Annotated in this window: 22 protein-coding genes and 1 tRNA gene; 5 read left to right on the top strand and 18 right to left on the bottom strand. The window is 66.0% G+C overall.

What is annotated here, in order from left to right; translation table 11 throughout:
* Positions 1 to 8: 8 nt before the first annotated feature.
* The 7 genes from ACNI3Q_RS07610 to ACNI3Q_RS07580 form a co-directional block, all read right to left on the bottom strand.
* A complete protein-coding gene (locus tag ACNI3Q_RS07610) occupies positions 9 to 2,807 on the bottom strand; it encodes a TonB-dependent receptor (RefSeq protein WP_426275416.1) in 2,799 nt (932 codons plus the stop codon).
* Positions 2,808 to 2,967: 160 nt separating this feature from the next.
* A complete protein-coding gene (locus ACNI3Q_RS07605; RefSeq protein WP_426275414.1) occupies positions 2,968 to 3,267 on the bottom strand; it encodes a hypothetical protein in 300 nt (99 codons plus the stop codon).
* A 25-nt stretch (positions 3,268 to 3,292) separates the two neighbouring features.
* Positions 3,293 to 6,163, bottom strand: coding sequence for a M16 family metallopeptidase (locus ACNI3Q_RS07600; protein ID WP_426275412.1), 2,871 nt, complete (start codon positions 6,161 to 6,163; stop codon positions 3,293 to 3,295).
* A 28-nt stretch (positions 6,164 to 6,191) separates the two neighbouring features.
* Positions 6,192 to 7,172 carry a hypothetical protein gene (locus ACNI3Q_RS07595; protein WP_426275410.1) on the bottom strand — a complete coding sequence of 327 codons (981 nt, stop codon included), beginning with the start codon at positions 7,170 to 7,172 and terminating at the stop codon, positions 6,192 to 6,194.
* Positions 7,169 to 7,951 carry a glycosyltransferase family 2 protein gene (locus ACNI3Q_RS07590; RefSeq protein WP_426275408.1) on the bottom strand — a complete coding sequence of 261 codons (783 nt, stop codon included), beginning with the start codon at positions 7,949 to 7,951 and terminating at the stop codon, positions 7,169 to 7,171. Before ACNI3Q_RS07590 ends, ACNI3Q_RS07595 begins: the two co-directional genes overlap by 4 nt.
* A 199-nt stretch (positions 7,952 to 8,150) precedes the next feature.
* On the bottom strand, positions 8,151 to 10,448 hold the full coding sequence (locus tag ACNI3Q_RS07585; protein WP_426275406.1) for a TonB-dependent receptor: 2,298 nt from the start codon (positions 10,446 to 10,448) through the stop codon (positions 8,151 to 8,153).
* Between the two features lie 140 nt (positions 10,449 to 10,588).
* Positions 10,589 to 11,806 carry an argininosuccinate synthase gene (locus ACNI3Q_RS07580; RefSeq protein WP_426275404.1) on the bottom strand — a complete coding sequence of 406 codons (1,218 nt, stop codon included), beginning with the start codon at positions 11,804 to 11,806 and terminating at the stop codon, positions 10,589 to 10,591.
* Positions 11,807 to 11,935: 129 nt separating this feature from the next.
* Here ACNI3Q_RS07580 and ACNI3Q_RS07575 point away from each other — a divergent pair, with 129 nt between their 5' ends.
* Positions 11,936 to 12,358, top strand: coding sequence for a DUF1801 domain-containing protein (locus tag ACNI3Q_RS07575; protein ID WP_426275402.1), 423 nt, complete (start codon positions 11,936 to 11,938; stop codon positions 12,356 to 12,358).
* Here the strand turns inward: ACNI3Q_RS07575 and ACNI3Q_RS07570 are convergent.
* The 4 genes from ACNI3Q_RS07570 to ACNI3Q_RS07555 are packed head-to-tail and all read right to left on the bottom strand — an operon-like array spanning position 12,355 to position 15,464.
* Positions 12,355 to 13,581, bottom strand: a complete 1,227-nt coding sequence (locus tag ACNI3Q_RS07570) for a class I SAM-dependent methyltransferase (RefSeq protein WP_426275400.1) — start codon at positions 13,579 to 13,581, stop codon at positions 12,355 to 12,357. The genes ACNI3Q_RS07575 and ACNI3Q_RS07570 overlap by 4 nt on opposite strands.
* Positions 13,582 to 13,618: 37 nt before the next feature.
* Entirely contained in the window at positions 13,619 to 14,389 is a 771-nt protein-coding gene (locus tag ACNI3Q_RS07565) for a molybdopterin-dependent oxidoreductase (protein WP_426275398.1), read from the bottom strand.
* Positions 14,389 to 15,117, bottom strand: a complete 729-nt coding sequence (locus ACNI3Q_RS07560) for a cytochrome b/b6 domain-containing protein (RefSeq protein ID WP_426275655.1) — start codon at positions 15,115 to 15,117, stop codon at positions 14,389 to 14,391. Before ACNI3Q_RS07560 ends, ACNI3Q_RS07565 begins: the two co-directional genes overlap by 1 nt.
* A gap of 56 nt (positions 15,118 to 15,173) precedes the next feature.
* Complete coding sequence (locus ACNI3Q_RS07555; protein WP_260021141.1) at positions 15,174 to 15,464, bottom strand: 4a-hydroxytetrahydrobiopterin dehydratase; 291 nt, start codon at positions 15,462 to 15,464, stop codon at positions 15,174 to 15,176.
* A 53-nt stretch (positions 15,465 to 15,517) separates the two neighbouring features.
* Between ACNI3Q_RS07555 and ACNI3Q_RS07550 the strand changes: the two genes are divergently transcribed.
* The 4 genes from ACNI3Q_RS07550 to ACNI3Q_RS07535 all read left to right on the top strand — a co-directional run bounded on the left by ACNI3Q_RS07550 (position 15,518) and on the right by ACNI3Q_RS07535 (position 17,276).
* Complete coding sequence (locus tag ACNI3Q_RS07550; protein WP_426275396.1) at positions 15,518 to 15,931, top strand: metallopeptidase family protein; 414 nt, start codon at positions 15,518 to 15,520, stop codon at positions 15,929 to 15,931.
* Entirely contained in the window at positions 15,928 to 16,524 is a 597-nt protein-coding gene (gene ccmA, locus ACNI3Q_RS07545) for a heme ABC exporter ATP-binding protein CcmA (RefSeq protein WP_426275394.1), read from the top strand. Before ACNI3Q_RS07550 ends, ccmA begins: the two co-directional genes overlap by 4 nt.
* Positions 16,524 to 17,159, top strand: a complete 636-nt coding sequence (locus ACNI3Q_RS07540; RefSeq protein WP_426275653.1) for a heme exporter protein CcmB — start codon at positions 16,524 to 16,526, stop codon at positions 17,157 to 17,159. Before ccmA ends, ACNI3Q_RS07540 begins: the two co-directional genes overlap by 1 nt.
* Positions 17,160 to 17,202: 43 nt before the next feature.
* Positions 17,203 to 17,276: transfer RNA gene (locus ACNI3Q_RS07535), tRNA-Gln, on the top strand.
* 20 nt (positions 17,277 to 17,296) lie between these two features.
* Here the strand turns inward: ACNI3Q_RS07535 and ACNI3Q_RS07530 are convergent.
* The 7 genes from ACNI3Q_RS07530 to ACNI3Q_RS07500 all read right to left on the bottom strand — a co-directional run bounded on the left by ACNI3Q_RS07530 (position 17,297) and on the right by ACNI3Q_RS07500 (position 23,056).
* The gene (locus ACNI3Q_RS07530) at positions 17,297 to 18,169 is read right to left on the bottom strand and encodes a class I SAM-dependent methyltransferase (RefSeq protein ID WP_426275392.1); all 873 of its coding nucleotides are present in this window, start codon (positions 18,167 to 18,169) and stop codon (positions 17,297 to 17,299) included.
* Between the two features lie 49 nt (positions 18,170 to 18,218).
* Positions 18,219 to 19,616 (bottom strand): threonine synthase, encoded by a 1,398-nt coding sequence (gene thrC / locus ACNI3Q_RS07525; protein ID WP_426275390.1) that lies wholly within the window; start codon positions 19,614 to 19,616, stop codon positions 18,219 to 18,221.
* Between the two features lie 13 nt (positions 19,617 to 19,629).
* Positions 19,630 to 20,262: an SURF1 family protein gene (locus tag ACNI3Q_RS07520; protein ID WP_426275388.1), complete on the bottom strand. Its 633-nt coding sequence runs from the start codon at positions 20,260 to 20,262 to the stop codon at positions 19,630 to 19,632.
* 194 nt (positions 20,263 to 20,456) lie between these two features.
* Complete coding sequence (locus ACNI3Q_RS07515; protein ID WP_426275386.1) at positions 20,457 to 21,371, bottom strand: cytochrome c oxidase subunit 3; 915 nt, start codon at positions 21,369 to 21,371, stop codon at positions 20,457 to 20,459.
* 100 nt (positions 21,372 to 21,471) lie between these two features.
* Positions 21,472 to 22,008, bottom strand: a complete 537-nt coding sequence (locus tag ACNI3Q_RS07510) for a cytochrome c oxidase assembly protein (RefSeq protein WP_426275384.1) — start codon at positions 22,006 to 22,008, stop codon at positions 21,472 to 21,474.
* Complete coding sequence (locus ACNI3Q_RS07505; RefSeq protein WP_260021131.1) at positions 22,005 to 22,139, bottom strand: hypothetical protein; 135 nt, start codon at positions 22,137 to 22,139, stop codon at positions 22,005 to 22,007. The genes ACNI3Q_RS07510 and ACNI3Q_RS07505 overlap by 4 nt, the downstream gene beginning before the upstream one ends.
* The gene (locus ACNI3Q_RS07500; protein WP_426275381.1) at positions 22,136 to 23,056 is read right to left on the bottom strand and encodes a heme o synthase; all 921 of its coding nucleotides are present in this window, start codon (positions 23,054 to 23,056) and stop codon (positions 22,136 to 22,138) included. Before ACNI3Q_RS07500 ends, ACNI3Q_RS07505 begins: the two co-directional genes overlap by 4 nt.
* Positions 23,057 to 23,080 lie beyond the last annotated feature (24 nt).

Raw genomic sequence — 23,080 nt, 5'->3', positions numbered from 1 at the left:
TCGTCCGGTCAGCTGAACAGCTTGCGCAGCGTGATCGACACCGTCCGGCCCAGCGGATCGACGAACCCCGGCTGATAGGTCAGCGGCACCTCGCCATTGGCATCGGTCACCCGCTGGCGCGTGTTGAACAGGTTGGTAACGTTCAGCGACACCCGGGCATTGCGCGCCCATCGCTCGCCGCGCGCGATGAAGGATTGCCCCAGATCGACCTGAGCCTGGGCATTGAAGCGCGTCAGGCTTGAAAAATCGAGCCGGCCATCAGCGGCGACACCCCCGTTGACAAAGGTCGGGCCGGCATAATTGCCCTCCAGCCGGAAATTGAAGCCGTTATAGCGACCTCGCGCCTGTACCCTCACCTCGTGGCGGGGCGATCCGCCCCGGGAATTCTGGGCATCGCCATTGAGCAGATCGAGTTCGGGCAGCCCCTCGCGGATCAGCAATGTCTGCGCCAGCCGATAGGTATGGGTCAGGTCAATGCCGATGGAATTGCCGCCACCGCGCCCGCCGAACCGGCCGCCGCCTCCGCCGCCGCCAAAGCCGCCACCCGGGCCACGCTGGCTACCCTCGCCGCGGGGACCCGCCTGGCCCTGCTGTCCGCCGTCACCGCGCGGGGAGCCTTCCCCGCCGGGTTGCCCCTGGCCGACCATCTGGCGCCAGCGTTCGCCGTCGCCCCGGCCTTGCGGCGCAGGAAAACTCTTGTTGAAGCTGATCCTTGTGCGCAGCTCCTGGCGCTCGCTCCGGTCGAAATTGACGGCGCGGGTATCGATGGCCAGCAACCGGCCGGTTGCATCGCGCGTGAACCGTTCGGGAAAGGCCTGCGCAATCGCGGCGGTGATCGCCGGAAACGCCTGGGTCGGATCGTCGATCCGGTTGCGGGAATAATCCATGTTGACGTCGATCCGCGTGTTGTTGGCATCCAGCAGCCTCAGGTTGCCGCCCACGCTGAAGGACCGCCGGTTGTCTGCGCGCAGATCGGGGTTGCCGCCCGTGGTCGCCGTCACGGCCACGCTTTCGCCGCGCACGAAATCGAACACCACCACGTTGGGGGTGACGATCACCGGAGCGGCCAGCTGATTCTGAGAAGGTGCGTTCTGGTCCCCGGCAAAGGAGGCCCGGATGCTCAGGATCGGGACCGGGTCCCAGTTCAGACCATAGCTGTATTCGACCAACCTGCTGAAATCCGACAGCTCGGTCACGCCGCCAGCGGCATTGAAGGACAGGCGGCCAAGGAACGGCAGCACATTTTCCCGGTCGCTGGCGATCGGCACGTTGATCCCCAATCGTGCCGTTACCTCGTCGCGTCCGCGGCTTGCCACCTGCTCGATGCCGCTTCGCACCGATCGGCTGTCAATGCTGCTGCTGTTGGCGCGCAGCCGGACATTGGTCCGCACATCGCCGGCGGGCAGGCGGAACGCAGCACCCGAAACGACCGCATCGCCGGACAGCGCGGTGCTTACCTCCCGATTGGTGTCGATGATCGGTGCCAGCGGCAGCAACGGTCCGAACGGGTTCACGCCCGGATCACCCGCCGTCAGCGCCGCCTGAACCGGCGCAATAGCAAAGCCGCGATCCGTGGTGCCGCTCCGCTCGGTGCGCTCGACATTGCCGTTGAACGACCAGCGCCAGTTGCCGGGGATGGTGCCGTTCATCGACACCGCGCCATTCACTTCCCAGTTGCGGCTCTTTGCCAGCAACGGTTCGTCGCCAAGTGTGCGCAGCAACCGGACGTCGCTGTCGAAGGGCGAAAACGGATTGCTGCCCGGCACGGTCAGGGTCGCCTGGGCCAAGCCCTGTAGCGCGGTCGTGTCCGTCAATGTGGAACCAAGCGTGAAGGTCGTATCGACATTACCGAACATCGTCCGGGCAATCACCGCATTGCCCTCAATCGAATCGCTGGCTGCGCGCAGGGTACGGAACGGCGTGATGTCCGTCGTGTTCGGATCGTTCGCCCCGGCGACGAAATCGTTCAGCGTCGGCGCGGCGGTTGCGGCCGTGACGGGCACGCCTGCAATCGTCACCGGTTCGCCGACCAGCGCGCTCAATGCCGGGTCGATCTGTGCACCGCCAATGCCCGTCACATTGCCCAGCCGGTCAAACTGGCCCCCGCGGGTCGAAATCAGGTCGCGCTCGCTTTCCAGCAGCGGCGTCTGCCGATTATATTCGATCTCGATATTGTTGCGCCCGCTCGGCCGGATCTGGGTCAGCGTCGCTTCGGCCCGGATGGCGTTCGTGCCCCCCTCGGTCGGCACGGTGTCGGCCAGTTCGACCGACAGCGACCGGAACCGCTGGCGCACCACGAAATTGACCACCCGCTGGTCCGCGCCGTATCCATAGGCAAGGGCGGCTTCCGGCGGCAGGATGTCGACCCGGACCAGCGCCTCGCTGGGGATGCTCTGAATCTCGCGCGGGCTGCCGATCCGGCGACCGTTCAGCAGGAATACCGGCCCGCCGCCACGCCCGCGTCCGCTGTCGGTCAGCGGCGACAGTGCAGCGATCAACTCGGCGATATTGCTGGCGCCATAGGCCCGGATTTCGGCCGGCGACAACTGCACCTCGGGCTTCACATCCCCCTCGACCGCACCGGGCAGGCGCTGGCCGACGACGACGATTTCCTCGGCTTCGGCTGCCGGTTCGGCCGGGGCGCTGCCTGCCGATCCGTCGCCCGCCGATTGCGGCGTGGCAGGCGTGTTCTGACCATTGCCAGCCTCCTGCCCGGGCGGAGTGGTCTGCGCCCCGGCCAGCGTTGGGCACGCCAGGGTGGACAGGGCCGTTGCAGTCAGCAGGACGAATCGGGCGAGGGGGCGCATGGCGATCCTGACACAGGAGGGGGTTGAAGCCTCCTATGTCCCAAATGTCGCAAAACTATACCGTATTATGGCACATCAGAAAAAATCTTTGCCGCCGCCAAACGGAAACGGCCCGCCACCCCGGTGGGATGGCGGGCCGATCCTGTCGTCCCGGGTCGGTTCAGGCGCGCTTGCCGCTCAACGGAAAGCTGCCGAACACGCCGGCGCCGACGGTGCCGGTGATGGTGTCCCCATCGACGGTCGCCTCGCAATCCAGCGTCATCGGCATGGGGACGACGATATCGACCTTCCAGGTCAGCCTATCGCCGGACACCTTGCCGTCCTTCACCTCGGTGGTGCCCATGGCGCCCGAATAGGTGCCGGTAAAGGTATCGCCATTGCTGGTGACGGACAGCGTCGCCTGCTGATCGCCCATCGGCGATTTGGTGACGGTGTCCCAGCTTCCATCGACATTCGCCATGGCATCCACTCCTATCCTGTTTCGATCACTTGGTGGCCGCGGCCTTGCCCTGCGGCAGGGCGGTCAGCTCGGCCATCGGCTTGACCTCGACCGGCAGGCCGAGCGAGTCAAGCTGGGGCTTCACCACCTTGGCATCGCCAACGACGACCCAGACAAACTTGGCCGGGTCGAAAGTCGAGCGTGCCGCAGCGTCAAGCTGCTGCGCGGTCAGCGCACGATATTTTTGCGCGATCGTGGTGTAATAATTGTCCGGACGGCCCAGCTCGTCATTCTGGATCATCGCGGACAGGACCGAGCTTGCGCGCTCGAAATTGCCCGCCAGCTCGCGCGTCTGGCCGTTGATCGTCCGCTCGAACTCGTCCTTCTGCACGCCGTTCGTGGTGAGGAACTCGGTCACTTCGCGCTTCAGCGATTCGATCGCCGGACCGGTCTTGTCCGCCTGTACCGGCGCACTGACGACATAGGTGACGGCATCGTCCAGCTGGTTGAACCGGCCGCCCGCGCCATAGGACCAGCTCTTTTCCTCGCGCAGGTCCATGTTGATGCGCGACAGGAACGATCCGCCCAGCACCTCGTTCGCGGTCTGATACGCCAGCAGGTCCGACTTGGGGTCCAGCTTGGTGAGCTGCGCGCCCAGAATCAGCGACTGCGGCGATTGCGGCCGGTCGATCAGCAGGATGCGCGGGCTGGCCTGCACATTGGTACCGGCCACCTTGGTGCCCGCCGTGCCCGCGGCCTTCCAGTCGGCAAAGGCACGGTCCATCTCTGCCTTCACCTCGGCCAGCGGACGATCGCTGACGACGAAGATCTTGGCCTTTTCGGGACGCAGCCATGCCTGATGGAATGCGGCCAGATCGGCCGATTGCAGGCTGGCGATCACCGCCGGATCGCCCGTTGCCGCCGCCAGTTTGGCATAGGCCGACTTGTCGCCATAGAGCAGCTTGGGCATCGCGCGCTGCCCCAGGCCCTGCGGGCTGGACAGTTCCTGCTTGATGCGGGCCAGCTGCTGCGCGCGCACGCGGTCGACCTCTGCCGGGGCAAAGGCGGGGTTGCGCACCACGTCGGCGAACAGGGCCACCGATCCGGCCATGTTGGCGCTCGGCGTATACAGCGTCACCGCCGTCCGGTCGGCCGATCCATTAGTGCTGATCCGCGCGCCCAGCCGCTCCTGCGCCTCGGCCAGCTGGACCGAATTGAGCGACTTGGTGCCCTCGTCCATCACCGCCAGCATCATCGCCTGCGTGCCCAGCTTGTCGTCGGGATCGGCCACGGCGCCCGCATCGAACTGCATCACCACCTGCGTGATGGGCAGGGCGCTGCGCTGGGCATAGACCAGCTCGATCCCGTTGTTCAGCTTGGCGCGCTCGACCTTGGGGAACTCAAGCGCGCTGACATCGCCCACCTGGGGCAGCGGTCCGCGCGTGCCCTTCACCGCTTCGTCCTTGGCGGGCGCGGCGGCAGGCTTGGCTGCCGGGGCCTGCGCCTCGGCATAGGCGGGGCGCTCGCCCGGCGTGGTGACGATGGTCAGCGCCGGCTTGCCGATCCACTTGGCCATCGCCGCCTTGACCGCGGCGGGCGTCGCCGCCGCCATCCGCTCCAGCTGCATCTTGTAGTAACCCGGATTGTCGGAATAGAGCGCGCCCTCGGCCAGGGCGACCGCCTTGCCGCCGAACCCGCCAACGGCCTCCAGGCCCGACAGGCGACCAGACACGGTGCTGGTCGTCACGCGCGCCACCTCGTCCGCCGTCGGCCCTTCGGCCAGCAGCTTGGCGACCACTTCGTCCATCCGCTTTTCGACCAGCGCCGGATCGGCGCCCGGGCGCACGTCCGCGCTTACCGAGAAAAAGCCGACCTGTGCAAAGGGCGATTCGCCCGCGCTGACGCTGACCGCCAGCTTGTCTTCGCGGACCAGCGCATTGTCCAGCCGCGACGACGCCAGCCCGCCCAGCGCGCTGCCGCCGATCTGCAGCAGCGTCGATTCCGGATCATTCAGGCCCGGCGTCGGCCAGTACCGGCTGATGCGGGTGGTTGCGACGCGGTCCTTCATCTCGACCCGCTTCGGCGCGCTCAGCGGAACGACAGGCGCGTCGGGGGTGCGCGTTTCCGGGCCGCGCTTGATCGCGCCGAAATATTTCTCGACCAGCGGCCGCGCCTCGGCGGCGTTGATGTCACCCGCCAGCACCAGCACGGCGTTGTTCGGGCCGTAATGGTCGGTGAACCACTGCTTCACATCGGCCAGGCTGGCTGCGTCCAGATCGGCCATCGAACCGATCGTCGAATGGGAATAGGGATGACCTTCGGGGAACAGGCCCTTCAGCACCTCGTAAAAGGTCAGGCCATAGGGGTTGTTGTCGCCCTGGCGCTTTTCGTTCTGCACGACGCCGCGCTGCTCATCCAGCTTGCCCTGCGTCACCGCGCCAAGCAGATAGCCCATGCGGTCGCTTTCCAGGAACAGCGCCATGTCCAGCGCGGGGCGGGGCACGGTCTGGAAATAATTGGTGCGGTCGAAAAAAGTGGTGCCGTTCAGGTCGGTGGCGCCGATCTGCTGCAGTGGCTCGAAATATTCGCCCGGCGAATTTTCCGTGCCGTTGAACATGAGATGCTCGAACAGGTGGGCAAAGCCGGTCTTGCCCTTGGGCTCGTGCTTGGACCCGATGTCGTACCATACGCTGACCGCAACCACGGGCGCCTTACGATCCTCGTGCACGATCACGCGCAGACCGTTGGCCAGGGTGAATTCCTGATACGGAATGTCGATCGACTTGACGAGCTGGCTGAGCGGCGCAGGCGCAGGCTTTGCGGCCTGGGCGACCGGCTCGGCCGATGCAGGGGCGACAAGGAACGGAACGGAAATCGCAACCGCGATCGCCGTCATGCTGGTGCTGATTCTACGCATGGATGGTTCCCGTGAATGGGGTGTCGGTTCAGGTCGGCCGGTCGGCCTCTTGCCCGGTGTGTTCCCGGACCATGACACCATCATTGCCACCGAATCCGGTGATGGCAAGAGTGAACAGATTGGCCAGTTGCTTGACCAGCGCCGTCGCAACCATCAGCGCGGACAGCGTCGCCGCATCGACCCCCGACCCGCCGACCAGTTCCAGGCTGACGGCCAGGTACAGGATCTCGCGATTGGGAACGAAGGGCAGCTGATTGATCACCGCCTGCGCCGTCACGAACAGCAGCCATGTTTCCATCGGCACCATCGGCAGCACCACCCACCACTGCACCACCTGCAGCGCCAGCACCGCCCATGCGCGGGCAAGGTGGATGGCAAAGATGCGGATTGCGCGCGCGCCGTCGATCCAGAACACCGCCCGCCGGAACAGCACGGCCAGCACCGCCACCGCCAGCGCCGCGACGGCCAGCCCCACGAACAGCGCCGTCTGCCCGCCGATGATCCGGTCGACCAGCCCCTGCTGGCCCAGCCCGATCAGCGCCGCGACCAGCAGCAACGTCGTCAGCGTCGCGCCCATGCCCGACAGGATCGAACTGTCCTTCAGCCCCGCTATCGCCCGACGTGTCGGGATGCCCAGCGTGGCGCTGGCCCAGACAAAGAACCAGGCATCGCCGGAATATCCGATGACGACGGCGTTCAGCGCGCGCTTGCGCAGCACGGGGCCAAGCGGCACCGGCTTGCCCCAGATCATCCGGAAAATGCGCTGTTCGGTCAGCGGCAACAGCATGAAACTGACCGCATAGACGATGTAGAACCACGGGCTGACCGGCAACCGGGTCAGCACGTCACGCCAGCCAAGCTCGGTCAGTTTCCAGCCGACATAGCCAAGGATCGCGGCCATCCACACCCAGTGGAGCGGCCGGGCATAGGGCCGCCCCCATGCGATCAGACGGTCGAACCAGCCGCGCGCCGCCTCCGGCTCTTCGGTCAGCGGCGCAGGGTCGGTCATCCCTGCTTGTCCCAGCTGCGCTGGCGCAGCACGGTGTCGCGCTGGCCGCGCGCGGCGAACCGCCCGGCCAGAAAGCGGTAAAAGAACCAGTCTTTCGCCGCGTTGGGCGTGAAATGGTACATCAGCCGCTCGAACAGCGTCCATCGCACCCCGCGCCGGTCGTCGCGCCGGGACGAGCTGACGCACCACAGGTCGGGATCATAGGCCTGCTGGCCCAGCTTGAGCACGCGGTGCGCCAGTTCGTGATCCTTCAGGACATAGGGCCAGCGGGCGGGATCATATCCGCCCGCCCGGCGCAGCGCCTCGGTTCGGAACAGCTGTGCCGCGCCGCTGGTATGGTTCTGTCGCGGCCAGACGGCGGCGGCGGTCAGCCGGTGGCGGCGCGCGCGCACGGCATGGTCGGGATCGCCGTCATCCGGCTTCAGCCACGCGCCCAGCATCACCCGCCCCGGCCCGCCCGCATCGAACAGTTCGCCGGCCCGCATCAGGTAATGCGGCGGATAGACGGTATCGGCATCGCAGACCGCGACGAATTCGGTTTGCACCGCGTCGATCCCGCGACGCAGGGCATAGACCTGCCCCGGTGTCGGTTCATCCAGGAACAGGATATCGGTCCCCGCTGCCTGTGCCTGCCGGCGCGCTCCATCGATGCAGCCATCGGTCGATCCGTTGTCGACCACGATGATCCGGACCGGCTCGTCCTGCGCGATCAGCGAGGCGAGTGTCGCAGGCAGATAATCCGCCTCGTTAAAGACGGGAATGACGGCAGACCAGCGCATTCCCCGGCCCTTGCCGAGCCGGGGAACGACGTCAAGGCCACCTGCCGCGAACCGCCCCCGGGCATGGGGAAGCATTGGCCTGTCACAGCGACAGAGATTCGCCCTTCGACAAGCTCAGGACGAGCGGTGTCGGGAACGAAGCGTCATCCCCACCTCGCTCATGCTGAGCCTGTCGAAGCATCATCCCTGCCCGATCCGCTCAGAACCCGGTCTTCAGCGTCACGAACACCTGGCGCGGCGCACCGATCAGCAGCGTCTGGTTGTCGCCGCGATTGCCGAACCCGTTGGACCCGATCGTTGCGACATACTCCTCATCGAACAGGTTGGTGGCATTCAGCTGCAGTTCCACCTGACGGCCCGGCGCCACCTCGATCCGCGCGCCCAGCGTCGCATCGGCGATCAGCCGCCCGTCGACCGACTGGTCGTTCTCATAGGTGAAATACCGCTTGCTCATGTAATTGCCGCCGAACCGGCCAAAGAAGATATCGCCGGAATAGACGATTTCGGCGCTGGCGATGTGGCGCGGCGCATCGACAACGGTGCGGCCCTCGGTTGCCGCGACCACAGCGCCGGCAGCGTTCAGAACGTCGTCGCGATAGGTCGATTCGTTGTAGGCATAGCTGCCCTGGAGGCTAAGGCCGCCGCCCAGGCGAAACTCGCCCGTCGCCTCGATGCCCAGCGACCGCACATCGCCGACATTCTGCAGGATCGCCGGGTTGCCAACGATGCCCGCGCCATTGGCAAAGGCGATCAGCCGGTCGCGGAAATTGACGTAATAGGCACCGACCGACCCCGAAAACGCCGCCGACCGGAACCGGCCGCCAAGCTCGAACGTGTCCGACTGTTCGGGCTTCAGGTCGCCCAGCGCGGCAAATCCGGCCGGGGTGGTGGCGAACGGGCCGCTGGTGGCCGCCGAGGTAAAGGCGCGCGTCACCTGCGTGAACCCGCCGAACACCTCAAGGTCGTCGCTGATGGCAACGCTGACGCCCGCATGGGGCTGAAACCAGTCCTTCACCTCAAACTCGCCGCTGGCGAGCGCCCCGGCAACGATCGGATCGGCGCGGTTCTCGACCTTGTACCCCTTCCAGCCCAGATTGACCGTCAGCGCGCCCAGACTCAGCTTGTTCTGGACGAAATACTGAACCGTCTCGGTCTCGTAATTATAATCCCACTGGGTGAAGAACGGGTTCGCCTGAAAGGACAGGCTGTCCCGGCCCGGCCGGTTCCGGCTGGCCAGGCCGTAAAAGCGCCGCGCCTGGCGGAAATCGTTCTTCTCGTACCAGCCGCCGACGGTCAGGTCGTACACGTCGCCAAACGTGCCGCCTGCCGAACCGAACACGCCCTTGCGGTCGATGTCATATTCGGTCGTGCGGATCGAAATCGGGATGCCACCGGGCGTCGGGACATAGGGGGTGAACCACAGGCCCTGTCCCTTGTTGTCGTGCAGATACCCCTTCACCGTCACCCGGACCGGCGCGCTTTCCGGCGTTTCCACGCCAAAGGATGCGAGCAGGTCGTCGCGCAGGCCGGCCGCGTCGAAATAGGCATCGTCCGGGTTGGCGAATGGCGCAGGATAGGTGGTGCCGGCCGCCGGATTGGTGGGCGCGGCACCGGTATAGCCCGTGTTCGCGCCGATATCGGCAATCAGCACGGCAAGCTCGTAATTATCGGAGATATTGTCCCAATCGCTGCCCAGGCGGCGGATCATGTCCAGCGACATGTCCTGATAGTCATTTTCGCGCCGCACCGAATAGCTGAGCGTGCCGACCGCGCGCAGGTCGCCCGTGATCGGCGCAACCAGCTTGCCCGAAAACTGGTCCTGCCGCTGCGAACCGAACCCCTTCCACTTGTCGGTGTCCAGCCGGGCATAGCTGCCGTAAAAGGCAACACCAGAACCGCCGATATCGCCGGTGTCGAGCCGGGCATAGACGCGATAGGTGTTTTCATCGCCATAGGTCGCGGCGGCACGCACACCGCGCTCGCTGGCGGGATCGTCGGAAAAGAACTCGATCGTGCCGCCCAGATTGTTGGTCGCTTGGGTCCCGATCGACCCCGCCCCCTGGCTGACGCGGGTCAGGCGGATATTGTCGGCGATGATCGCGCGGCTGATGTGCAGGCCGTTGGTGTTGCCATAGCTGCCGTCACCCAGCGGGATGCCGTCCAGCGTAAAGCCGATCTGGTTCTGGTTGAACCCGCGGATCGACACGCGCTGCGCCCATTCATAGGCACCGAACGCATCCGCCGACTGGAAATTGACGCCGGGCAGACGGGCAATCGCCTTTAGCGGGCTGGTGCCGGGCGACAGGATTGTGATGTCCTGATTGTCCAGTTCCTGCACCTGCCGCGTATCGCCGCGACCCAGCACGACGATGTCGCCATCCTCGGCGGCGGGTTCGGCATCGGCGGGGTCCGCCGCATCCGGCATCGGCTGGGCAAGGGCGGCGGCGGGCAGGATGAACGCGCTCGTGACGAGCAGTCCGGCGATGATACGGCGCATGGCGATGTCCCCTTTCGGGCCGCCGTTCATCGGCTGGCCCGTCAGGAAGCGCCGCTAGTCGCGCTGCGTTGCAGCCTGATGCGATTTCCGTTTCAAACTCGAAACGGAATCATGACAACTCCGCGAAGCTCCCGCCCGGATCAGCGGTCGCGCCGACCCAGCAGACGCAGGCGCAGCGCGTTCAGCTTGATGAATCCCGCCGCATCGCGCTGATCATACGCGCCCTGATCATCCTCGAACGTCACCATCCGCTCGCTGTACAGCGAATGGGGCGACTTGCGCCCGACGACCGACGCATTGCCCTTGTACAGCTTCAGCCGCACGGTCCCGGCCACCTTTTCCTGGCTGTAATCGATCGCGGCCTGCAACATCTCGCGCTCCGGCGCGAACCAGAACCCGTTATAGATCAGCTCGGCATAGCGCGGGGCCAGTTCGTCCTTCAGATGGGCGGCGCCGCGATCCAGCGTGATCTGCTCGATGCCCCGATGGGCCAGATGATAGATAGTGCCGCCCGGCGTTTCGTACATCCCGCGCGACTTCATGCCAACGAACCGGTTCTCGACCAGATCCAGCCGGCCGATGCCATGCTTGCGGCCAAGTTCGTTGAGTTCCGTCAACAGCGTCGCCGGCGACATCGCCTGTCCGTTCAGGGCAACGCCGTCGCCACGCTCGAAATCGATGGTGATATATTCCGGCTGATCCGGCGCATCCTCCGGATTGACGGTGCGCGAATAGACATAATCCGGCACTTCATCCCACGGATCCTCCAGCACCTTGCCCTCGGACGAGGTGTGGAGCAGGTTCGCGTCGGTCGAAAACGGGCTTTCGCCGCGCTTGTCCTTGGGCACCGGGATCTGGTGCGCCTCGGCAAAGGCAATGAGCGCGGTGCGGCTGGTCAGGTCCCATTCGCGCCACGGCGCGATCACCTTGATATCGGGGTTCAGGGCATAGGCGGAAAGCTCGAACCGCACCTGGTCATTGCCCTTGCCCGTCGCGCCATGGCTGACCGCATCGGCGCCCACTTCCGCGGCAATCTCGATCAATCGCTTGGAAATCAGCGGCCGCGCGATCGACGTGCCCAGCAGATACTGCCCCTCGTACAGCGCATTGGCGCGCATCATCGGGAACACGAAATCGCGGACGAATTCCTCGCGCAGGTCGTCGATATAGATATGCTCGGGCTTTACCCCCATCAGCTCGGCCTTGGCGCGCGCCGGGCCAAGCTCCTCCCCCTGCCCCAGATCGGCGGTAAAGGTGACGACTTCGCAATTATAGGTCTGCTGCAGCCATTTCAGGATCACGCTGGTGTCCAGCCCACCGGAAAAGGCAAGGACGATGCGGTTGATCTTGTCGGACATGGGCACGGCTCCGCAGGTTCGGTGCATGGGGAATCGCCGCGCGCCTTATGACCCATTGCCCGCTGGTGCAAGGCACCGGCTTGCCCCGACTCGTCCGCCGGGCGCAGCATCACCGCAAGGGGGACAGCCATGACCGCAAACAAGACCCTGCCGACGGATGCAGCCGTCACTGAATTTCTGGACGCCGTGCCGGATCCCGCGCGCCGCGCCGATGCCGTTGCCGTCACCGAATTGATGGCACGGGCAACGGGCCAGCCGCCCGTCCTGTGGGGGCCATCGATCATCGGCTTCGGACGATACCGCTATCGCTATGCCAGCGGGCGAGAGGGGGAGATGTGCCGGGTGGGCTTTTCCCCGCGCAAGGCGGAGCTGGTCTTCTATGTCGGTGCCGGGCGGCCTGAGCAGGCCGACGCGCTGACCCGGCTGGGCAAGCACAAGGCCGGCAAGGGCTGCCTCTACATCAAGAAGCTGGCGGACGTGGACGCCGACGTGCTGGATGCGATCGTCCGCAGCGCGTATGCCGCACCCGGCGAGGGCGAGGTGGCGGACTAGGACCGCAGCCTGGCCTCCGCCTCGGCCATGTAATCGCGGGTGATCGGCAATGCCTCGCGCGATCGGGCGAACTGAACCTGATAATTGACCAGCCCGCCGTGCCTGAAGCTGACGCAGCTGCCCGCCAGATAGTATAGCCACATCCGATAGAAGCGTTCGTCGTACAGCGCGACAATCTGGTCCTTCGCCGCTACCGCGCGGTCGTACCAGCGCTGCAGCGTATGGGCATAATGCAGCCGCAGCACCTCGACATCCGTCACGAACATCTTGTTGCCCTCGTTCGCGCGCAGGATTTCGGACAGGGCGGGGATATAGCCGCCGGGGAAGATGTATTTCGCGGTGAAATGGTCGGTCACGCCCGGCCCGCCGGCCCGTCCGATCGTGTGCAGCAGCATCACGCCGTGATCCGGCATCAGCGCGCGGCATTTGGCCATGAAGGTGCGGTATTGCGGCGTGCCGACATGTTCGAACATGCCGACCGACACGATACGGTCGAACTGGCCCGTCACCGCGCGATAATCGATCAGCTCGAACGTCACCTTGTCGGCAACGCCCGCCGCCGCCGCCCGTTCGCGCGCGATCTTCAGCTGCTCCTCGCTCAGCGTGATGCCGTGGACCGCAGCGCCCGTCTTTGCGTGGATATACAGCGCCATGCCGCCCCAGCCGCAGCCGATATCCAGCACACGCATCCCCGGCTCGATCGCCAGCTTGGCAACGATGTGCGCCTTCTTGTCCGCCTGCGCCTGTTCCAGACTGCGGCCCGGATCAGTGAAATAGGCCATCGAATATTGGCGGTCGGCATCGAGGAACAGGTCATAGAGCCGCGCCGACAGGTCGTAATGATGCGCGACGTTCCGTTTGGACACTTGTGCCGCATTATGGCGCTTGATGCTCTGGATCAGCCGGTCCCGCGCCCGCGCCACCGGCCCGGCGAGCAGCGTCGTCTTGCTGTCCTCCCAACGGTTGTTGGCGGAAATCAGGTCGAGCAGACCCATCAGGTCGTCGTCCGCAATGGTCAGCCGCCCGTCCATCCACGCCTCTGCCGCGCCCAGGCCGGGATCGGCGGCAATCTGGCGCGCCACGCGATCATCGGCAAACCGCATGGTGACGGGGCGAATGGCGGGATCGGCGGTGCCGAAAACGGCGGTTGTGCCGTCCGGCTTGATCAGGGTCAGCGCGCCCCGCCTGACCGCGCGCGACAGGAACAGATCAATCAGGGCCATGCCCGACTAGATTGCGTCCCAGTGCGGCATTTTCATGTCACAGCGCGGCATACCATTCATATCCGGCCGCATCCTCCCAGAAACCGCCCTTGCCGCGATACACCTGATCCAGGCTGGCGACCGCCTCCACGCGCATGACGAACTTGGCCTGCTTGTACCCCAGGTGCCGCTCGGCGCGCAGCCGCACCGGCGCGCCGTGCCCGACGGACAGGGCATTGCCGTTCAGCGCCAGCGCCAGGATCGTCTGCGGATGGAATGCGTCGATCAGGTCGACCGATTCGTAATAGCGCCACGCCCCGCCGCGATAATTGTCGGCGCAGTGAAACACGATGAACCGGGCCGACGGCGCCAATTTCGCGGCCTTCAGGATCAGGCCCAGCTGCGGCCCCGTCCAGGTGCCGATCGCGCTCCACCCCTCGACACAGTTATGCAGCGTCGTCTGCGTCTTCAACGGCATCTGGCGAAGCTGCGCCAGCGACAGGCGCAGGGGATTGGCGACCAGCCCGTCGACCACCAGCCGCCAGTCAGCGAATTGGTTCGCCACCATCGCGTTATATTCGGCGGTGTTCGGGTTGGCCGTGCCGTTGACCCGGAACACGGGCGAGCGTTCGTCCAGCCGAAAAGTAGGGGCCAGGCTGTCCTTCGCCGCCAGCGAGCGCTGCAACGCACGGTGCCAGTCGTCGCCGCGGAACAGGAACTTGCGGAACGCCTCATTCTCGCCCAGCGTATCGCATCCGGTGAGCAGGCCGCCCGCCCCCAGCGTCAGCCCGGTCAGCGCACGGCGGCGGGACAACAGCAACCGGCTCATCAATGCCATCCCTTCGGCGCGTGCCACCATCCGGTGATCATCGACCGCACCTCGCGGATCGGCCCGGCCAGGATGACCAGCGTCAGATGGACGATGATGAACAGCGCGATCGCCATTGCCGCGATGAAATGGATCGACCGCGCCGACTGCCGCCCGCCGAATATCTCGTTCAGGAACGGCCATGCGCTGACCATGCCCGGCGACATGGCCAGCCCGGTAAAGATGATCAGCGGCAGGGCGCCGAACAGGATGCTGGCATAGGCGATCTTCTGAAGCACGTTGAACGCGCCCGGATTGGCAGGATCGTGAAAACGCAGCGCCAGATGCGCCTTCACGTCATGCAACAGATGAGCGGGCGCAACTTCCGCCGCGCGGATGCGCAAATCGCGCGCGAAATGCCGGTTGAGCAGGCTGAAGACCATGAAGCCCAGCAGCGCAAAGCCCAGGATCAGCGCAAAGGTGAAATGCCACCGCCGCGCCAGCGCCAGATTATAGGTCGACGGAATGGTCAGCCATCCCGGCACCCGCCCGCCCTCGAACACCCAGGAGACGCGGAACCAGGGCTGGTCGAAATTGGCGCCGTAATCGCCCCAGTACAGCATGGGATGCGCATTCAGGATCATCAGGCCGGAGCCGAGCATCACGAAGATCGTGACCGCGTTGATCCAGTGCCAGACCCGCGTGGGCAGGCGGTGCTTGTACAGGCGGGTCGGGCGCGCTTCGCTCATGCCGCCGGGTTCGCTGCCATCGGCCGGATGGTTACGCGCCGCGCCCGCCATGGCGATTATTCCACCAGCCGGTCGATCGCCTGCGCCATGTCGATGTCGCGGGCGGACAGGCCGCCGGCATCATGCGTGGTCAGCAGGATTTCGACCCGGTTATAGACGTTCGACCATTCGGGATGGTGATCCGCCTTTTCGGCGAGCAGCGCGACCTGGGTCATGAACCCGAATGCCTGGCTGAAATCGTCAAAGGTGAATTCGCGGACGATCGCGTCGCGGGCCTCGTCGAAATCCCAGTCGGGCAGGCCCTCCAGCGCATCCGTCCGTTCCGCCTCGTTCAACGCGTCGATCATCCATTCATCCCGCTGCTTGCCGCGATCCTCCCCGACGGCCTATGGCGAATTGCATGGACGAGCAAGCCGCCCGCAACTGGACCGCGCCGACCCCGGCGCAAATGGCGGCGATGGCCCGGCGCGTGCTGGCGACCATCCCCGAACCCTTTGCCGCGCATCTGGCCGATGTCGTGCTGATCGTCGACGAATTCGCCGATGACGAAACGCTGGCCAGCTTTGGGATGACCGATCCGTTCGAGCTGACCGGCCTTTATCACGGCCGTCCGCTGGGCGACAAATCGGTGTGGGAAAGCGGCGCGATGCCCGACCGCATCCACCTGTATCGCCAGCCGCTGCTGGCCGAATGGTGCGAAACCGGCGTCACGCTGGGCGACCTTATCCGCCATGTCGTGATTCACGAGGTGGGGCATCATTTCGGCCTGTCCGACGATGATATGCACGCGCTGGAGGATGCGGCGGGCGAATGACCGCTCCGGCCCGCCTTGCCGCAACCGGGCTTGCCTGTCGGCGCGGCGGGCGGCTGTTGTTCGCTGGCATCGCTGTTGACCTGTCGCCAGGTCAGGCGCTGCGCGTCACCGGGCCGAATGGTGCCGGCAAATCCAGCCTGATCCGCGTGCTGGCCGGGCTGCTGTCGCCCTATGCCGGATCGGTCGAGATCGTGGGAACGCGCGCATTGATGAACGAATCGCTGGCGATGGACGAGGATCGGTCGCTGGCTGATGCGCTCCGCTTCTGGGCGGCGATGGACGGAACGGGCGACAACGGCGCGCGCGTCACCGGCGCGCTTGCCGATGTCGGGCTTGCCGACCTGGCCGAGGTGCCGGTGCGCCTGTTGTCCACCGGCCAGCGTCGCCGCGCCGCGCTCGCCCGTGTGGTGGCCAGCCAAGCGGCGGTCTGGTTGCTCGACGAACCGGCCAACGGCCTTGATCTGAAGTCGGTGGACAGGCTGGCCGCCCTGATCGCCCGCCACCGCGCGGGCGGCGGCATCGCCGTCGTCGCCACGCATCAGCCCATCGACCTGCCCGATGCCGCCGAACTGTCCATCGAGGCTGCGGCGTGATCCCCGCGCTGATCCTGCGGGAGGTGCGGCGCGGCTATGCGGGCGGCGGTGCGGGTCTTGTCGTCGCCTTTTTCCTGCTCGCGGTGATCCTGTTCCCGCTCGCCATCGGGCCGGACCGCGAATTGCTCGGCCGGATCGGCGGCGGGGTGATCTGGGCCGCCGCCCTGCTCGCCGCGCTGCTGCCCGTCGAGCGGCTAGTCGCGCCGGACATGGACAGCGGCACCACCGATCAGCTGGCGCTGCGCGGTACATCGATGAGCCTGTTTGCAGCGTGCAAGATCGCCGGTCACTGGCTGGCCTTTGCCCCGCCGATCGCACTGGGGGCAGTGATCGGCGCGGGCCTCCTCAACCTGTCGGCCGACACGCTGGCGCAGGTGATGCTGGGCCTCGCCATCGGCACGCCGGGGCTGGCGGCGCTGGCCGTCGCAACCGGCGCGCTGGTTGCTGGCCTGCGCGGAGCAGGCGCGATCGCCGGCCTGATGATGCTGCCGCTGGCCATCCCCATCCTGATCTTCGGTGCCGGGATGCTGTCCGGCGGCGCAGGCGCGATCCAGCTCCTCGCCGCCACCAGCCTAGCCATCACCGCCGCCGCCCCCTTCGTGGCGGGCGCAGCGATGCGGATGGGACGCTCCTAAAGAATTGGACCAGGGACAGCCGGTTCGGCTTGGTCGTCCGCATTGCCCCGTCGTCTAACGGTACGATAGCGGATTTTGATTCCGTCAATCGTGGTTCGATTCCACGCGGGGCATCCAGCGGCAATACCCCGATCCGTTCAATCCCGGCTCCACCGCGCAAATATCGCCGTCGGCAGGGTCAGCCCGCGCGCTTCCTCGCGCACGCCCAGTTCGCCCGCCTCCACGCGCCCGCCCTTGCCCGCGAACGCCTGAGCCATCAGTTCGCCGATCGCCAGCGCCGACATCCGCACCGCATAGACGGTCAGGAACACCGCACGCGACTCCCCGTCGATCAGCGCCGCGACATCGCGGATCAGGCCGGGCAGCCCTTCCTCCAGCTTCCACAACTCGTTGTTCGGCCCGCGTCCCCATTTCGGCGGATCCAGAAGGATCGCGTCGTATCTGCGCCCGCGCCGCACCTCGCGCGCGGCAAATTTGGTCGCATCCTCGACCAGCCAGCGCACGGGCTTGTCCGCCATACCCGACAGCGCGGCATTGGCCCGCGCCGCCTCCACCGATTTCTTCGACGCATCGACATGGACGCAGTGCGCCCCCGCCGCCGCCAGGGCCAGCGTGCCGACCCCGGTATAGCCGAACAGGTTCAGGAACTGCGGATCGCGCGTCCCCGCCACCTGATCGCGCAGCCAGGTCCAGACCGGCGCCATGTCGGGGAAAAAGCCCAGATGCCGGAACGGCGTCGGCGATGCCGTGAACCGCACTTCCTGCCATGCCAGCGGCCATCCGCGTTCCGGCACCGGCCGGTCGAACCGCCAGCGCCCGCCGCCATCCTCGTCCGCGCCCGGCACGAATTCGCCATGCGCGGCCCAGTCGGCACTGGCCGGTGCCCAAAGCGCCTGCGGCTCCGGCCGGACGAACCGATAGTCGCCATATCGTTCCAGCTTGCGGCCATGGCCGCTGTCGATCAGGCCATAGTCGCGCCACGGCTCGCCGGTCAGAGTGATCAGATTCATGGGCCGCGTCTTAGGCGCTGGCGCTGCCTTGCGAAAGCGGGGGAAGCGATCAGGATCGCGCCACCGCCCGCTCGGCAATATATCCGGTCACCGCCTCGAACGTCGCGGGCAACTGGTCATACCGCTCCGTCCTGTCGAACAGGTCGCCGACGCGCGGCGGCAGGGTCGGCCGGATGCCGGTCGACCGTTCCACCGCGTCCCGGAACTTGGCCGGATGCGCCGTGGCCAGTGTGACCATCGGCGCGGCGTCGTCGGCACTTTCCTGCGCTGCGGCCAGGCCGATGGCGGTATGCGGATCGATGATCTGCCCCGCCGCCTCATGCGCCCAGCGCAGCGCCTTCGCCATGCCGTTTTCGTCCACCCGCACGCTGGCGAACAATGCGCTCGCGCCCTCGCGCTGCGCATTGGTCAGCCGCATCGCCCGGCTCGCCTCGAACCCCTTCATCTGCGCCGCCATCGCGCCGCCATCGCGCCCGCCCAGGTCGAACAGCAGTCGCTCGAAATTGCTGCTGACCTGAATGTCCATTGACGGGGTCGCCGTCGCCGTCACGCTGCCCGTCGAATAATCGCCGCTCGACAGTGCCCGATGCAGGATGTCGTTGACGTTGGTCGCCACCACCAGCTTAGCCACCGGCAGGCCCATGCGCGCGGCGACATAGCCTGCGAACACATCGCCGAAATTGCCCGTCGGCACGGAAAAGGCGACGGCCCGGTCCGGCGCACCCAGCCGGACTGCGGCATAGAAATAATAGACCACCTGCGCCATCAGCCGCGCCCAGTTGATCGAATTGACCGCCGACAGCTGGAACCGCCCAGAAAAGCCGGGGTCGTTAAACATCGCCTTCACCATCGCCTGGGCATCGTCGAAACTGCCGTCGATGGCGATGTTGTGGACATTGGGGGCCAGCACCGTCGTCATCTGGCGGCGCTGCACGTCGCTCACCCGACCACGGGGATGTAGCATGAAGATGTCGATGCCCTCGCGCCCCGCGACCGCGTCGATCGCAGCCGATCCGGTATCCCCGCTGGTCGCGCCGACGATGGTCAGATGCTGGTCCGTGCCCTTCAGGAACTTTTCGAACAACAGGCCCAGCAATTGCAGCGCCACGTCCTTGAACGCCAGCGTCGGGCCGTGGAACAGCTCAAGCAGCCAGTGGCGGTGATCCAGCTGGACCAGCGGCGTCACCCCCCGATGCGAAAACCGGCCATAAGCCTGGGTGCACAGGGCGCGCAGTTCATCCTCGGACAGGGCGTCGGCAACGAACGGGCTCATCACGCGCACCGCCGTCTCGACATAGTCCAGCCCGGCCAGCGCTGCGATCGCATCCCGGCTCATCACCGGCCATGTTTCGGGCACGTACAGCCCGCCATCGGCCGCCAGCCCCGCCAGCGTCACGTCCCGGAACCCCAGAACGGGCGCATTCCCCCTGCTGCTCACATACTGCATGATGGCCGCGCGATTAGCCGCCGGGGCGCGGCGCGGCAAGCTTTGTTGCGCGCGCTCGCAGCGCCAGGAAATAAATGATCGCCGCGACCAGTGCGAAAAAGAACCACTGCCCGGCATAGGCCAGGTGATTGTTCGGCACATTGGCCGGATCGGGCCGGGGGCTGGCGGCAAGGCCCGGGGCCGGCGTTTCGGATACCAGCATCAGCGGCCGGGCGGCCGCGCCGGATCCGGCCAGCCAGTCGCCCAGCACCGATCGCGCGCTTGGCGCTTCGGTGATCGTGCCGGTCACATCGCCGCCGCGCCATTGCGGTTTGAAACCCGGATCGCGGATCGACCCCATGTCGACGGGGATCAACGCGCCCTCCGCGCCGGTGCGGCATTGCGCGATGTGGCGATATCCGCCCTTGCCCGCCCCGCCCATGTCCCAGCGCACGACCTCCAGACAGAACAGGCTGGCCCGGCGGAACATCGCTGCCGGATCGGCGGCGCGCGGAAAGCTCATCACCGGCAGGTCGCGATTCGCGGCATATTGCGCCAGCAGTGCTTCCTTTTCCGACCGCCGCTGCAACTGCCACACGCCAAGGGCGATCATCACCGCAATGGCGGCGGCAACGATCAGGGTGGGGATCAGGGGCAGTCGCTTCACCTGGGTCAGCTTTCCTGGTTCATCCGGTCCGGCACGGACGACGAACCGGATAGGGCAATTTCCGGGGCGGCGCAAAGCGGCGCGTGCATGGGGCGGGTGCGCAGAAAGGCTTACGGGCGGATGCCCCGAACGGCAAACGGGCCGGCACCCCGATGGATGCCGGCCCGCTTGGCCATTGTCTGTCGCGCTCGGGCTCAGCCGTGAACCGGCGCGCCCCAGCCACCCCAGACATAGACGACGACAAACAGGAACAGCCATACCACGTCGACGAAATGCCAGTACCAGGCAGCGGCTTCGAAGCCGAAATGCTGGCGAGGCGTGAAATCGCCGCGATACAGGCGGGCCAGACAGACGATCAGGAAGATCGTGCCGACCAGCACGTGAAAGCCGTGGAACCCGGTCGCCATGTAAAAGGCGGAGCTGAAGTTCGATCCGCCGAACCCGAACGGCGCATGGGCATATTCATATGCCTGCACCGCGGAAAAGATCGCGCCCAGGATAATGGTCAGCCACAGGCCCTTCTTGGCCGAATCCTTGTCGCCAACACCGATCAGGCCCCACAAGCCGCGCAGTTCGCCGCCGCGCTGGTTGTGGATGATGCCGTGATGGGCCCAGGTCACCGTGGTGCCCGACAACAGCAGGATCATGGTGTTAAGCAGCGGAAAGCCGAACGCATCGACCACTTCCAGCCCCTTGGGCGGCCATTGCAGCAGGGCAGAGGCGCCTTCCTGACCCAGCAGGTTGGTGACGGTCCCCTCGGCATCGATTTCCAGCGGCACGGGGAAAAGCGAAAAATCGAACCATGCCCAGAACCATCCGACGAAGAACATGACTTCGGATGCGATGAACAAGATCATGCCATAGCGCAGGTGAAGCTGAACGACGGGGGTGTGATCGCCCGCATTGGCTTCGCGGACCACATCGGCCCACCAGAAATACATGGTGGCCAGCACGCCGGCCAGGCCCATCAGGAACACCCAGCCGCCGCCGACCGCTTCGTGCATCCACATGATGCCGCCCGACGCCATCGCCAGCGCCGAAAAGGAACCCATCAGCGGCCACAGGCTGGGGGGCAGAATATGGTAATCGTGGTTCTTGGCTCCGGCCATGATCCGTCCCTAGTCGAAAGTCGTTCCCTGCCGCCTTAAGCGGCGCGGCGGGGAGCGTCAACGGCTCGCACGGCGGATCGTGGCCGACGTACCCAATGGGTTAACCGGCGGGCTGCTCGGCCTTGCTGGGATAAAAGGTGTAGCTGAGCGTGATCGCCTGCACATCCTTGGTATCGGGATCGCTGTGCAGCTTGGGATCGACGTAATAGATCACCGGCATCCGCACTTCCTGACCCGGCTGCAAGGTCTGCTGAGTAAAGCAGAAACACTGGATCTTGGTGAAATACTGGCCCGCTGCGGCCGGGGTGACGTTGAACGTCGCGGTGCCGGTGATCGGTACCGAACTGGTGTTGCGGGCGGTAAAGAACGCCATGTTGCGCCCGCCGATATCGACCGACACCGACCGCTGTTCCGGCTGGAACTGCCACGGCAGCGACGGGCTGACATTGCTGTCGAACTTGACCACCACCTTTTCGCCGGTCGAACCGGGGGCCGCATCGCCGCGGTTGGTGGTGCCGTTCAGGCCGGTGACCTGACAGAACATCTGGTACAAGGGCACGCTGGCAAAGCCCAGGCCAGTCATCCCGGCCACGCCCAGCACCGCCAGCATGGCCGTCCGGATCTTGCGGTCGATCATTGGAACCCTGCCTTGATCTTGGCGATGGTGATGGCGAACATCAGCACACAGAACGCGACCAGCAACAGCGCGGTGACGCGCGACCGGGATTTCTGGCGCTCGCGGACCAGCTTTTCCTGTTCAGGGGTCATGGCACGAACCTGTCGACAACCAGCGCGCCGAACAGCGCGAACAGGTAAAGGATGGAATATTTGAACAACCGCTTTTCGGGCAGCATGCGGTCATCCGGTCCCGTCGTCGTGCGCAGCGCGACCGGCACGGTCAGCGCGGCGAACAGGGCGGACAGCAGCACCGCCGACCAGCCATAAATGGCACCGGTCAGGCCCAGCGGCCACGGCACCACGGCACAGGCGGCCATGGGCAGCGTGTACAAGCCGATCTGATGCCGGGTCGTCCGCTCGCCCGCCACGACGGGCAGCATCGGCACGCCGGCATTGGCGTAATCCAGCCGCACGAACAGCGCCAGCGCCCAGAAATGCGGCGGCGTCCACAGGAAGATCAGCAGGAACAACAGGAACGGCAACAGCGTGACGTCCCCCGTCGCCGCCGCCCATCCGATCAGCGGCGGAAAGGCCCCGGCAGCCCCGCCAATCACGATATTCTGCGGCGTTCGCGGCTTCAGCCAGATGGTGTAGATAACGACATAGAACAGGATCGAGGCGAGCAGGATCGCGGCGGCCAGGTAATTCAGCGCCAGGCCCATCAGGATCACCGATCCGGCGCCAACGCCCACCCCGAAATGCAGCGCGGATTGCTTGTCCATCCGGCCCGCGGGCAGCGGCCGCTTGGCCGTGCGCTTCATCTTGCCGTCCAGCTCGGCCTCATACCACTGGTTCAGCGCGCCTGCGGCACCGGCGGCCAGCGCGATGCACAGGATCGCGGTGAACGCCAGCACGGGCGGCAACTGGACCGGCGCGGCCAGCATCCCGGCCAGGCCGGTATAGACGACAAGCGTCATAACCCGGGGCTTGGTCAGCGCCAGGAAATCGCGCCAGTCGGCGGGAATCGCCACGGTCGCGGCGGGGGTGGCTGTGTTGGGTGTCATCATCGAACTCGCTCGCCCTATATAGGG

The sequence above is a fragment of the Sphingomonas eleionomae genome, from assembly GCF_049889035.1.
Classification (GTDB): Bacteria; Pseudomonadota; Alphaproteobacteria; order Sphingomonadales; family Sphingomonadaceae; genus Sphingomonas.
The sequence above is the reverse complement of the archived record's forward strand: the minus strand, read 5'-3'. Positions and strand labels throughout refer to the sequence as shown.

Excerpts from the sequence above, each read along its gene's own strand:
- ACNI3Q_RS07610 (WP_426275416.1), bottom strand. The coding sequence starts at position 2,807 with ATGCGCCCCCTCGCCCGATTCGTCCTGCTGACTGCAACGGCCCTGTCC.
- ACNI3Q_RS07605 (WP_426275414.1), bottom strand. The coding sequence starts at position 3,267 with ATGGCGAATGTCGATGGAAGCTGGGACACCGTCACCAAATCGCCGATG.
- ACNI3Q_RS07600 (WP_426275412.1), bottom strand. The coding sequence starts at position 6,163 with ATGCGTAGAATCAGCACCAGCATGACGGCGATCGCGGTTGCGATTTCC.
- ACNI3Q_RS07595 (WP_426275410.1), bottom strand. The coding sequence starts at position 7,172 with ATGACCGACCCTGCGCCGCTGACCGAAGAGCCGGAGGCGGCGCGCGGC.
- ACNI3Q_RS07590 (WP_426275408.1), bottom strand. The coding sequence starts at position 7,951 with ATGCGCTGGTCTGCCGTCATTCCCGTCTTTAACGAGGCGGATTATCTG.
- ACNI3Q_RS07585 (WP_426275406.1), bottom strand. The coding sequence starts at position 10,448 with ATGCGCCGTATCATCGCCGGACTGCTCGTCACGAGCGCGTTCATCCTG.
- ACNI3Q_RS07580 (WP_426275404.1), bottom strand. The coding sequence starts at position 11,806 with ATGTCCGACAAGATCAACCGCATCGTCCTTGCCTTTTCCGGTGGGCTG.
- ACNI3Q_RS07575 (WP_426275402.1), top strand. The coding sequence starts at position 11,936 with ATGACCGCAAACAAGACCCTGCCGACGGATGCAGCCGTCACTGAATTT.
- ACNI3Q_RS07570 (WP_426275400.1), bottom strand. The coding sequence starts at position 13,581 with ATGGCCCTGATTGATCTGTTCCTGTCGCGCGCGGTCAGGCGGGGCGCG.
- ACNI3Q_RS07565 (WP_426275398.1), bottom strand. The coding sequence starts at position 14,389 with ATGAGCCGGTTGCTGTTGTCCCGCCGCCGTGCGCTGACCGGGCTGACG.
- ACNI3Q_RS07560 (WP_426275655.1), bottom strand. The coding sequence starts at position 15,117 with ATGAGCGAAGCGCGCCCGACCCGCCTGTACAAGCACCGCCTGCCCACG.
- ACNI3Q_RS07555 (WP_260021141.1), bottom strand. The coding sequence starts at position 15,464 with ATGATCGACGCGTTGAACGAGGCGGAACGGACGGATGCGCTGGAGGGC.
- ACNI3Q_RS07550 (WP_426275396.1), top strand. The coding sequence starts at position 15,518 with ATGGACGAGCAAGCCGCCCGCAACTGGACCGCGCCGACCCCGGCGCAA.
- ccmA (WP_426275394.1), top strand. The coding sequence starts at position 15,928 with ATGACCGCTCCGGCCCGCCTTGCCGCAACCGGGCTTGCCTGTCGGCGC.
- ACNI3Q_RS07530 (WP_426275392.1), bottom strand. The coding sequence starts at position 18,169 with ATGAATCTGATCACTCTGACCGGCGAGCCGTGGCGCGACTATGGCCTG.
- thrC (WP_426275390.1), bottom strand. The coding sequence starts at position 19,616 with ATGCAGTATGTGAGCAGCAGGGGGAATGCGCCCGTTCTGGGGTTCCGG.
- ACNI3Q_RS07515 (WP_426275386.1), bottom strand. The coding sequence starts at position 21,371 with ATGGCCGGAGCCAAGAACCACGATTACCATATTCTGCCCCCCAGCCTG.
- ACNI3Q_RS07510 (WP_426275384.1), bottom strand. The coding sequence starts at position 22,008 with ATGATCGACCGCAAGATCCGGACGGCCATGCTGGCGGTGCTGGGCGTG.
- ACNI3Q_RS07505 (WP_260021131.1), bottom strand. The coding sequence starts at position 22,139 with ATGACCCCTGAACAGGAAAAGCTGGTCCGCGAGCGCCAGAAATCCCGG.
- ACNI3Q_RS07500 (WP_426275381.1), bottom strand. The coding sequence starts at position 23,056 with ATGATGACACCCAACACAGCCACCCCCGCCGCGACCGTGGCGATTCCC.